11 protein-coding genes are annotated in these 11,332 nt (G+C 66.1%); all 11 read left to right on the top strand.

The window, feature by feature from the left end; genetic code table 11:
- Nucleotides 1-69: 69 nt before the first annotated feature.
- The 11 genes from tolQ (at nt 70) to FNA67_RS17895 (ending at nt 11,301) form a co-directional block, all read left to right on the top strand.
- Nucleotides 70-771 carry a protein TolQ gene (gene tolQ, locus FNA67_RS17945; RefSeq protein ID WP_147658239.1) on the top strand — a complete coding sequence of 234 codons (702 nt, stop codon included), beginning with the start codon at nt 70-72 and terminating at the stop codon, nt 769-771.
- 70 nt (nt 772-841) lie between these two features.
- Entirely contained in the window at nt 842-1,225 is a 384-nt protein-coding gene (gene tolR / locus FNA67_RS17940) for a protein TolR (protein ID WP_308499100.1), read from the top strand.
- Between the two features lie 4 nt (nt 1,226-1,229).
- Entirely contained in the window at nt 1,230-2,345 is a 1,116-nt protein-coding gene (locus tag FNA67_RS22415) for a cell envelope integrity TolA family protein (RefSeq protein WP_147657373.1), read from the top strand.
- Nucleotides 2,346-2,395: 50 nt separating this feature from the next.
- Nucleotides 2,396-3,706 carry a Tol-Pal system beta propeller repeat protein TolB gene (gene tolB, locus FNA67_RS17930; protein ID WP_049706439.1) on the top strand — a complete coding sequence of 437 codons (1,311 nt, stop codon included), beginning with the start codon at nt 2,396-2,398 and terminating at the stop codon, nt 3,704-3,706.
- Between the two features lie 216 nt (nt 3,707-3,922).
- Nucleotides 3,923-4,399 (top strand): peptidoglycan-associated lipoprotein Pal, encoded by a 477-nt coding sequence (pal, locus tag FNA67_RS17925; RefSeq protein ID WP_049706438.1) that lies wholly within the window; start codon nt 3,923-3,925, stop codon nt 4,397-4,399.
- A gap of 175 nt (nt 4,400-4,574) precedes the next feature.
- Nucleotides 4,575-5,120 (top strand): hypothetical protein, encoded by a 546-nt coding sequence (locus FNA67_RS17920; RefSeq protein ID WP_147657371.1) that lies wholly within the window; start codon nt 4,575-4,577, stop codon nt 5,118-5,120.
- Entirely contained in the window at nt 5,051-5,602 is a 552-nt protein-coding gene (gene ybgF / locus FNA67_RS17915; protein ID WP_147657369.1) for a tol-pal system protein YbgF, read from the top strand. The genes FNA67_RS17920 and ybgF overlap by 70 nt, the downstream gene beginning before the upstream one ends.
- Nucleotides 5,587-6,846 carry a tRNA lysidine(34) synthetase TilS gene (gene tilS / locus FNA67_RS17910; RefSeq protein ID WP_147657367.1) on the top strand — a complete coding sequence of 420 codons (1,260 nt, stop codon included), beginning with the start codon at nt 5,587-5,589 and terminating at the stop codon, nt 6,844-6,846. The genes ybgF and tilS overlap by 16 nt, the downstream gene beginning before the upstream one ends.
- 144 nt (nt 6,847-6,990) lie before the next feature.
- The gene (gene ftsH / locus FNA67_RS17905) at nt 6,991-8,922 is read left to right on the top strand and encodes an ATP-dependent zinc metalloprotease FtsH (RefSeq protein WP_049706435.1); all 1,932 of its coding nucleotides are present in this window, start codon (nt 6,991-6,993) and stop codon (nt 8,920-8,922) included.
- Nucleotides 8,923-9,086: 164 nt separating this feature from the next.
- A complete protein-coding gene (gene glmM, locus FNA67_RS17900) occupies nt 9,087-10,430 on the top strand; it encodes a phosphoglucosamine mutase (protein WP_049708129.1) in 1,344 nt (447 codons plus the stop codon).
- A 169-nt stretch (nt 10,431-10,599) separates the two neighbouring features.
- Nucleotides 10,600-11,301 (top strand): outer membrane protein, encoded by a 702-nt coding sequence (locus FNA67_RS17895; RefSeq protein ID WP_049706434.1) that lies wholly within the window; start codon nt 10,600-10,602, stop codon nt 11,299-11,301.
- Nucleotides 11,302-11,332: the final 31 nt, after the last annotated feature.

Here is an 11,332-nt window from a genome sequence, read left to right as displayed (position 1 = left end):
CCCATCGGACCGCAGCAAGGGCCGGTTGAGTGCATAAAGACCGAGCCGAAAGGACAATTCATGGAAGCCATGGACGCGGTCGGGGCTGTAGCCACGCACTCCGACATTTCTATCTGGGGTCTGTTTGTACAAGCCGACTGGATCGTCAAGTTCGTGATGCTGGCCCTATTGGCCGCATCGATCTGGTGCTGGGCGATCATCGTTGACAAGTCGATGCTCTACGGGCGCTACCGGCGCGAGATGGGGCGGTTCGAGCGGGTCTTCTGGTCGGGCCAGTCGCTCGAGGAGCTCTACCAGGCCCAGTCCGACCGCCCGAGCCCCGGCTTCGGCGCGGTGTTCGTAGCGGCCATGAAGGAGTGGAAGCGCAGCCACGAGCAGAACGCGGCCTCCTTCATCGGCATGCAGGCGCGCCTCGACAAGGTGCTCGACGTCGCCATCAACCGCGAAAGCGACGTGCTGGAAAAGAATCTCGGCTTTTTGGCCACCGTCGGCTCGGCGGCGCCCTTCGTTGGCCTTTTTGGTACGGTATGGGGCATCATGAACGCCTTTACCTCCATTGCCGCCTCCAAGAGCACGAACCTGGCCGTCGTGGCGCCCGGCATCGCCGAGGCGCTGTTCGCGACCGCGCTGGGCCTCGTCGCCGCCATCCCGGCGGTTATCGCCTACAACAAGCTTTCGAGCGACGCCAACAAGATGACCGGGCGCCTCGAAGGCTTCGCCGACGAATTCTCCACCATCCTCTCGCGTCAGCTCGAAGCCAGGGGCAAGTAAGATGGGGATGGCAGTTGGCGGCAGCGGCGGCGGCAGCCGGCGCGGCAGACGCAGAAGCGGCAACCGGCCGATGAGCGACATCAACGTCACGCCGATGGTCGACGTGATGCTGGTGCTGCTGATCGTGTTCATGGTGGCCGCCCCGCTGATGACGGTGGGCGTGCCCATCGACCTGCCCAAGACGCAGGCCAAGGAGCTGAACACCGACAGCAAGCCGGTGACCGTGACGGTGACCACCGATGGGGCCACCTATATCGGGGAGGACGCGGTGCCGTTCGAGGAACTGACGGCGCGCCTCGCCACCCAGGCCACCGAGGGGCTCGAGCAGCGCATCTATGTGCGCGGCGACATGCAGGCCAATTACGGTTCGGTGATGAAGGTCATGGGAGCGCTTTCGGGCGCCGGATACACCCATATCGGCCTCATCACGGAACAGGCGCCGACGGGGCAGTGATCCGATGAAGGTCGGCGTAGCGGTCTCGGCAGTTTCGCACGCAGCCCTCCTCGCTCTGGTCCTGTTCGGACTGAGCGGGGCCAAGGAGTTGCGTCCGGAAGCTGTCGACTCGATCGCGGTCGACCTGGTGCCGGTCGAGGACGTGACCAATATCCGCATGGGCTCGCTGGAGAGCCAGGTGGTGGAAACGCCCACCCCTTCGATCGTCCAGGACGACAAGCCGGCCGAAATCGCCAAGCCGACGGGCAATACCCAGGAAGACCAGCCGACGCCCGAGATCGCGCCGACGCCTTCCCCGGCGCCTTCGATCAATACCGCGCCGACCCCGCAGCCGGACCCCGAGCCCGATCCGACCCCGACGCCCTCGACGCCGCCGACCCCGGTAGAGCCGGCGCCGCGCCCCGAACCCGCCCAGGCCCAGCAGTCCGAGCCCACCCCGGCGCCGACGCCCGAGCCGACCCCGGAACCCGAGCCGACGCCAGCGCCTGAAACGCCGGAGCTTTCGACCCCCACGCCCGCCGAGACGCCCCAGGAAGTCGCGCCGGCCCCGGCCGCGCGCGTCGCCAATCTCGAGCAGAAGCGCGCCGAGTTCAAAAAGCAGCAGGACGCGGCCAAGAAGAAGGCCGAGGAAGAGGCCAAGCGCGTGGCCGAGGCCAAGCAGAAGGAAGAGCAGGCCAAGAAGGAAGCCGAAGCGAAAAAGCAGCAGCAGGCGGCCGTCGACGCGGCGGATCGCATCTCGGACATCATCAACAACGAGAAGTCGCGTGGCGGCACGACCGGGCAGGGGGGCGAGCCGACGCTGGGCAAGCAGACCGGCACCGCGGCGCGCCTGTCCCAGTCCGAACTCGACGCTCTCGTGGCCCAGATCCGCTCGTGCCTGGCGGTGCCGCCGGGTGCGGTGGAAGCCAATGCCATCGTGCGGCTGCGCATCGACTTTTCGCCGGACGGCACCGTGCAGGGCAACCCGCAGGTGTCGAGCACCATCACGACCACGATCGAACAGGCCCTGGCCAACGCAGCCATCCGCGCCGTCGTCCGTTGCGGTCCATACAACCTTGTTGCCCAGAGATACGATGAGCTGAAGCAGCTCGAAGTGAACTTCGACCCGGCCCAGTTCTGACAGGAAAGACGAGCCGCGCCCACGGGGTGCGGCCAGATTGGAGAAGACCCATGACTCTCTTGACCCGGCGCAATGCGCTCAAGCTCGGCATAGCCGGCTCGGCTGCGATGTTGGCGGCGCGCCCGGCCTCGGCCCTGGTGCAGATCACCGTGGGTGGTGGTGACTTCCAGCCGCTGCCGATCGCCATCCCCAATTTCGCCTCGTCCGATCCGCAGTTCGGCGCCGACATCGCCGATATCGTGCGGGCGAACTTGCGCCGCTCGGGTCTGTTCAACCCGCTCGACCCGGCCTCGCTGCCCACCCAGGTGGGCGATGTGCAGGCAACGCCCGATTTCGGTTCGTGGAAGGGCGTGGGGGCCGATGCCCTGGTCATGGGCGCGGTCGAGCGCGGCGGGCAGATCCAGTCCTCGGTGCGCGTGTGGGACACGGCGCAGGGCGCCCAGGTGGTGGGCAAGTCCTATGCGACCGATGCCAACAGCTGGCGGCGCGTGGCCCATATCATCTCGGACGCCATCTATACCTCGCTCACCGGCGAGGGCGGCTATTTCGATACCCGCGTGGTCTATACGGCCGAAAGCGGCCCCAAGGCCAACCGCGTCAAGCGCCTGGCGATCATGGACCAGGACGGGGCCAACTCGCAGTACCTGACCGATGGGCGCACCCTGGCGCTGACGCCGCGCTTCTCGCCCAACGCGGACATGGTGGCCTACATGAATTTCGAGGAGGGCAATCCGCAGGTCTACCTGCTCCAGCTCTCGACCGGCCAGCAGCAGCGGCTGGGCTCGTTCGGCCAGATGACCTTCGCGCCGCGCTTCTCGCCCGACGGGCGCCAGATCGCGTTCTCGGTCGAGGCGGGCGGGGCGACCAACCTCTATTCGCTCGCCATCGGGGGCGGGCAGCCTGTGCAGCTCACCAGCGGCGCGGCGATCGACACCAGCCCCTCCTATTCGCCCGACGGCAGCCAGATCGTGTTCGAATCGGATCGTGGCGGGAGCCCGCAGATCTACCTGATGAACGCGGGCGGAGGCGGGGCCAACCGCATCAGCTACGGGCAGGGCTCCTACTCGACCCCGGTGTGGAGCCCCAAGGGCGACCTCATCGCCTTCACCCGCCAGTCGGGCGGCCAGTTCCAGATCGGCATCATGCGTCCGGACGGATCGAACGAGCGCATCCTGGTCTCGAGCTTCCATGCGGAAGGGCCGACCTGGGCGCCCAACGGGCGCGTCATCATGTTCTTCCAGGATCCGGGCGGCAATGACGGCCCGGCGCTCCACACCGTGGACGTGTGGGGACGCAACATCCAGAAGATCCCGACCGAGACCTTCGCTTCGGACCCGGCCTGGTCGCCGCTGCGCGGGTAGCGAGCGCTTTCTGGTCAAGTGGTTAGGGGGAGGTTTAGGCCCCCCCTTTTCGTTGTCGGGGCCCTTTCCCGTGCATAACGGCAACACCCAGGGAATCCGGCCCCCTCCAGCCACATTCCGGCCAGAATAAGCCCCGATTAACCATTCCCGAGAACGCGGCCTTAAGATAACGCGCAGTAAATACCAACGCTAAATTCGATCCCTTTGGAGTACTCTATGACGCCCGTTATCGGCATTTTGCGCACGTTTGCGCTTGTCGCCCTGGTGGCCCTGGTCGCGGCGTGCTCGCGCACTCCGGCGACCGGCGTTGGCAATCTCGGTCCCGGCGCCGCCTCGCCCGGCAGCCAGCAGGAATTCCTCGTAACCGTGGGTGACCGCGTGTTCTTCGAGACCGACTCTTCCTCGCTCACCCCGACCGCCCAGGATACCCTCAACAAGCAGGCCGCCTGGCTCAACCGCTACACCAACTACCGCATCCTGATCGAAGGCCATGCCGACGAGCGCGGGACGCGTGAGTACAACCTCGCCCTCGGCGCCCGCCGCGCCCAGGTGGTGGTCAACTACCTCATCAGCCAGGGCGTGAACGCGCAGCGCATCCAGTCCAAGTCGTTCGGCAAGGAACGTCCGGTTGCGATCTGTAACGACATTTCCTGCTGGTCGCAGAATCGCCGTGCGGTGACCGTGGTCCAGTAAGGACGCGCCCCGCATAGCCCGCTAACTCCAGAGTACTGGAGGCAATGGCGCCGGGAGCCGCGTTTATGGCCCCGGCGCTTCTTTTTTCGCCAAAATTTGTCTTTATGCCGCTGGCTGCATTCGTAAAGTGGCGGCCTACCCGCCATTCAACGCGCTTTCTTTGGAGACATACGTGGTGACAATCCCAAAACCCCAGGGCGGCCTCGCCAAACGGGTTACGATTGCCGCATTGCTGGCCGCTTCGCTGGCGGCTTCCCCCTATGCCGCGGTCGGGCAGGACCGCATCCTGGTGGCCCAGAACGCCCAGGAAGCGCAACTGGCGCTGCGCATCCAGCAGCTCGAGGAGCAGATCCGCACCCTGACCGGCCAGGTCGAAGGGCTGCAGTTCCAGCTCGCGCAGATGCAGACGCTCGTCCAGAAGATGAACGAGGACAACGAATACCGCTTCCAGCAGCTTGAAGGCGGCGCCACCGGGGCGCCCCAGGGCGGTGCCGGGGGAAAAACTGAGGCGGCTCCTCAAGCCGGAGGCGTGACGCCTTCCGGGGAGGCGCCGCAGACCCCCGCCGACACCAATGCCCCCAGGGTTCGATCCAGACGCTGGACGGCGGCGCGGCGGCCGACGCCCCGGTGCTGGGCGCCGACGAGCAGCCGATGGACGATATCGGGCTCTCGCACGATCCGCTGCTGGGCACGGGCGAAGGCGCCGAAGGCGCGCCGCTGACCCCCTTGCCGCAGGGCTCGCTCGACGTGCCGACCACGCCCAAGGAGCCGCTCGACCTCAACCGCGCCGCCGGAACCAAGGCGACGCCGAGCGACGCGGAGGCCCAGTACAATGCCGGGTACGACGCGATCGTGAAGGGCGACTATTCGTTCGCCGAACAGCAGTTCAAGCAGTTCCTGGAGCTCTATCCGGACAACGCGCAGGCTGCCGATGCCACCAACTGGCTGGGCGAGGCGCTGCTGCAGCGGCATGCCTATGGCGATGCCGCCGAGGTGCTGGTGGACGGCTACCAGAAGTTCCCCAGCTCGCCCCGGGCGCCCGACCTGCTGCTCAAGCTCGGCATCGCGCTGGCCGGCGCCGATGAGCGCGAAACCGCCTGCCGGACCTTCGCCGAGGTCTCCAAGCGCTACACCAACCTCACCGCGGCGTTCAAAACGCGGCTGAGCCAGGAGCAAGTCAAAGCCCAATGTCCGCCAGCGTAACGGCGGAAGGCCTGGCGGCGGCCCTCGCTCCGGTTGCCCAGTGCAAAGCCATCGGCCTGGCCGTCTCGGGCGGGGCCGATAGCCTGGCGCTCATGGTGCTGGTGCGGCGCTGGGCCCGCGATATCGCCAATCCGCCCGCAATCATCGTCTATAGCGTCGATCACGGCCTGCGCCCGGAAGCGCGGCTGGAGGTCGAAATGGTGGTGCGCGAAGCCGAACGGCTGGGGCTGCCGGCCCGCGCGTTGCGGTGGACCGGCGCCAAGCCGGGTGCGGGCGTCCAGGAGGCGGCGCGGCTGGCGCGCTACGGGCTGATCGGGCAGGCCATGGCCGAGGACGGGGCGGAAATCCTGCTCACCGCCCATCACATCAACGACCAGGCCGAGACGGTGCTCATGCGCCTGGCGCACGGGTCGGGGCTCGACGGGCTTTCGGCCATGCAGCCGTTCTCGCTGGTCGAGGGCGTGCCGATCTTCCGGCCGCTGCTGGGGGTGGACCCGAAGGTGCTGCGGGCGACGGTGGAAGCGGAGGGAATGACCCCGGCCGAGGACCCGAGCAACAACGACCCGCATTACGAGCGCGTCCGGTGGCGCAAGGTGCTGCCCAGGCTCGCCGAGCTGGGGCTGGACGCCGACGCTCTCTACCGGTTCTCCCAGCGCGCGGCGCAGGCCGAGGAAGCGCTGGCGGTGACGGCCAATATCAGCTTTGCCGAAATCGTGCGGCTGGACGGGTTCGGTTCGGCCGAAGTGGATGCCGACCAATTCGCCGCGGTGCCCAAGGCCATTGCCGACCGCATCCTGGCGCGGGTGCTGCGCATCGTGGGCGGGCAGCAGAAGCCGCGCGCGCTCGGCGTCGTCGAACGGCTGCGCGAAGCGCTGGTGGCGGGGGACGTGTCAAAAACACGCACCGTGCTCGGCTGCGTGGTGCGCAATGCGGGTGGGATCATTTCGGTGGCGCGCGAGCCGGGGCGGACCTCGCTTCCAAAGATGCGGCTGGACCCCCAGACCGAGTTCGTCTGGGACCAGCGGTTCCTCATCGCGAACTTGTCATCGGCCGCCGGGCTGGCGGTGGTGCCGGCCGAATACTGGCAGCGCCGGCACCTGGAGGAACTCTTCGGGTTCCGCATCACAGCGCCCATGGAGGCGATCCGCACCTCGCCCATGGTCGTGGATGGCCAGGACAAGGTACTTTCCCTGGGGACCCATGCGTTCGACGAGCGCATCAGGGTGACTTTTCTTACAGAATAGAAGCAACAAGCACACGTGACTGCGCATTAACCGAAAAGCGGCATAGTGGCTGGACCGCATGCCCTTGTAACGCCCAATTGCTGGCCTTACATTCGGCCTATCTTCCGGCTCCTCCCAACAGCCGGCCATCCGGGACAGGATTTTATGAACGGCAATTTTCGGAACTTCGCCATCTGGCTGGTTATCCTCTTCATGTTGATGGGCCTGTTCCAGGTCTTTCAATCGTCGACCCGCTCGATTTCGGTGGCCGACAGGAGCTACAGCCAGTTCGTGAGCGATGTGGACGCGGGCAAGGTTTCGTCCGTCACCATCACCGACAACGTTGTTTCGGGTACGCTGAGCGACGGCTCCAAGTTCGAGACCGTCATTCCGGCCGGCGCCGATATCGTGCCGCGGCTGGAACAGCGCGGCGTCTCGATCACGGCCAAGGCCGCCGAGGGGAGCCCGTTCTGGTCGATCCTGCTCTCGTCCTGGCTGCCGTTCATCGTCATCATCGGCGTGTGGTTCTTCTTCATCCGGCAGATGCAGGGTGGGGGTCGTGGCGGCGCCATGGGCTTCGGCAAGTCGCGCGCCAAGCTGCTGACCGAAACGCAGGGCAAGGTCACGTTCGAGGACGTGGCGGGCGTGGACGAAGCCAAGCAGGACCTCGAGGAAATCGTCGAATTCCTGCGCGATCCGGGCAAGTTCCAGCGCCTGGGCGGACGCATTCCGCGCGGCGTGCTGCTGGTGGGCCCTCCGGGTACGGGTAAGACGCTGCTGGCGCGTTCGGTCGCGGGCGAAGCCAATGTGCCGTTCTTCACCATTTCCGGTTCGGACTTCGTCGAAATGTTCGTCGGCGTCGGCGCGAGCCGCGTCCGCGACATGTTCGACCAGGCCAAGAAGAATGCCCCGTGCATCATCTTCATCGACGAAATCGACGCCGTGGGCCGCCATCGTGGCGCGGGTCTGGGCGGCGGTAACGACGAGCGCGAACAGACCCTCAACCAGCTGCTGGTCGAGATGGACGGGTTCGAGGCCAATGAAGGCATCATCCTGATCGCGGCGACCAACCGTCCGGACGTCCTGGACCCGGCGCTGCTGCGTCCGGGCCGCTTCGACCGCCAGGTCGTCGTTCCCAATCCCGATGTCACCGGGCGCGAGCGCATCCTCAAGGTGCACGTGCGCAAGGTGCCGCTGGCTCCCGACGTGGACCTCAAGGTCCTGGCGCGCGGTACCCCGGGTTTCTCGGGCGCGGACCTCATGAACCTGGTCAACGAAGGCGCGCTGCTGGCGGCGCGGCGCAACAAGCGCTTCGTCACCATGGCCGAATTCGAGGACGCCAAGGACAAGCTCATGATGGGTGCCGAGCGCCGGACGCTCGCCATCTCCGAGGAAGAGAAGAAGCTGACCGCCTACCATGAGGCCGGCCACGCTCTCCTTGCCATCAAGATGGAAGGGTCCGACCCGATCCACAAGGCGACGATCATCCCGCGCGGCCGTGCGCTGGGCATGGTGATGCGCCTGCCCGAAAAAGACCAGGTGTCGCTGACCCGCCAGAAGTGCTACGCCGACCTCGCCGTCGCCATGGGTGGCCGCGTGGCCGAGGAAGAGATCTTCGGCTACGACAAGGTGACCTCGGGCGCTTCGGCCGACATCAAGATGGCCACCGGGCTCGCCCGGGCCATGGCCACCGAATTCGGCATGTCGGACAAGCTCGGCCCGCTGCTCTATGGCGATGCGCAGGACGAAGTGTTCCTGGGCCGCTCGATGATGCAGCGCAACACGCACCTGTCCGACGAGACCCAGCAGCTCGTCGATGCGGAAGTGAAGCGCTTCGTGGAAGAGGGCTACGGCACCGCCCAGAAGGTCATTCGCGAATACATCGATGACCTGCACACCATCGCCAAGGCGCTGATCGAATACGAGACGCTGACGGGCGACGAGATCCGCGGGCTGATGAACGGGCAGAGCCCGTTCCGCGAAAGCGACTCGGACACCGCCCCCAAGTCGACGGGCGTTCCCTCGGCCGGCAAGTCGGTGCGCAAGCGCCCGGGGCCGGAGCCGGATTCGGGCCTCGAGCCCCAGCCCGGCAGCTAAAGAAACACAGGGCCGCCCTTCGGGGCGGCCTTTTCGTTGCGGGCGAGGCCGCCACTACTCCCTGATTTTGCCCCGATCCTGCGTTAATAACCTCGATTACATTCTGTTGTAGGGGGATGGTGCGGCGCTATATTGCGGCCGCGCGAACCGATGTGGGCGAGTACATGGCGAGACAATATTTCGGCACCGATGGCATTCGTGGGTTGGCCAACGGCAAGAAACTGACGCCGGAACTGGCGCTTAAGGTCGGCATGGCCACCGGCATTGCCTTTCAGCGCGGCGATTACCGTCATCGCGTGGTGATCGGCAAGGACACGCGACGCTCCGGCTACATGATCGAGACGGCGCTGACGGCGGGGTTCACCGCGGTGGGCATGGACGTGTTCCTGCTCGGACCGATGCCGACGCCGGCCGTGGCGATGCTCACCCAATCCCTGCGGGCGGACCTGGGCGTGATGATCTCGGCCTCCCACAATCCATTCGACGACAACGGCATCAAGCTCTTCCGGCCGGATGGCTACAAACTCTCCGACGAGGTGGAAGCCCAGATCGAAGAGCTGATGAACACCGATCTCACGCCGCGCCTGCAGCAGGGGCGAGGCATCGGGCGCGCCTATCGCGACGAAGAGGCGCGCACGCGCTATATCGAATATGCCAAGCGGACGCTGCCCAAGCGCACGGACCTGTCGGGCCTGCGCGTGGTGCTCGATTGCGCCAATGGCGCCGCCTACAAGGTCGCGCCCACCGCGCTCTGGGAACTGGGCGCGGAGCTTTTCACCATCGGCGTCGAGCCGGATGGCTTCAACATCAACCACAAGGTGGGCTCCACCGCGCCCGAAGCGGTGGCGGCCAAGGTGCGGGAGTTGCGCGCCGACGTCGGGATCGCACTCGATGGCGACGCCGACCGCGTGATCATCGTGGATGAGAACGGCACGGTGGTGGACGGGGACCAGTTCATGGCGGTGATCGCCGCATCCTGGCTGGCCCGCGGCCAGCTGCAGGGCGGCGGGATCGTGGCCACGATCATGTCCAATCTCGGGCTCGAGCGTTACCTCACCACGCTTGGCCTGGGGCTGGAGCGCACGCAGGTGGGCGACCGGTACGTGCTCGAAGCCATGCGCGCCAAGGGCTTCAATGTCGGCGGCGAGCAGTCGGGCCACATCATCCTTTCGGACTTCACGACTACCGGCGATGGCCTGGTGGCCGCGCTGCAACTGCTCTCGGTGGTCAAGGAGACGGGCGGCTCGGTTTCCGAGATCTGCTCGCGCTTCCAGCCCGTGCCGCAACTGCTCCAGAGCGTGCGCTACGGGCAGGGCAAGCCGCTCGAGAACAAGAAGGTGGTCGAGGTCATCGAGGCGGCCCGCGCCAGGCTGGGCGCAGCCGGCCGGCTGGTGATCCGCGAGTCCGGCACCGAGCCTGTCATTCGCGTGATGGGCGAGGCGGACGACAAGAATCTCGTCGCCTCGATCGTGGAAGACATCACCAGCGTCATCCGTCAGGTCGCCTGACCCAATCCCCCGCCCAAGTGCCGGGCGGACGGGCGTGGATGCACCGCATCCGCGCCCTGCAGGATTTCATTAGGGTTAAGCGCTAAGGTTAAGCCCGCTTTAAGAAAATCCCCGCATAGTCCCCTTCGAAACGACTGCGTCGTGGCACTTACGAAGGATTCGAAGAAAAATGCGCAAGCTGATCGCATTGGTCATGGTGGCAGTAGCCACCCTCGCCATCGGCCCAGTGCGGGCCGCTGATATGCCGTACTATCCGCCAGTCATCGATGTGCCCAATGTGGACTACGGTGTCGCCGGGTCTTTCTATCTGCGCGGCAGCGCGGGCGCCAATCTGTGGTGGGCTCGCAACCTTGAAAACGTCTGCGCCTGCGGCATGGACGTTAACGACAAGGGCTACGGCTACAGCCTGGGCGCCGGCTTCGGTTACGAAGCGGGCAACGGCCTGCGCGCCGACGTCACGCTGGATTACCTCAACAATACCGGCCTTGCCTTCGCCAATGGCCGCAAGGCCAACCTGCGCGGCGGCCTGGCGCTCGCCAACGTCTATTACGACTTCAACTTCTCGGGTCTTTCGAGCTCGGCCGGCGGCTTCGGCGCCTATGTCGGCGCGGGCCTGGGCGGTGCATGGGTCGATACGACGGTCAACAATGCCGACGGCACGGCCTGGGCCTGGGGCGACAGCTTCGAGGCGGCCGGGGCCGTGATGGCCGGCGTGACCTACGACATGGGCGCCATGGTTGCCGATGTGGGCTATCGCGGCGTCTACCTGCCGACCATCGGCAACACGCCGCCGAACATGACCAACGCCTACAACATCAACAACAACTGGATCCACGAAGTGCGCGGCACGCTGCGCTACCGCTTCAACTAAGCGGATCGATCCAGACAAGGCTTGAAGACGG

The organism is Youhaiella tibetensis (assembly GCF_008000755.1).
Classification (GTDB): domain Bacteria; phylum Pseudomonadota; class Alphaproteobacteria; order Rhizobiales; family Devosiaceae; genus Paradevosia; species Paradevosia tibetensis.
This window is presented reverse-complemented; position numbering and strand designations above follow the sequence as displayed.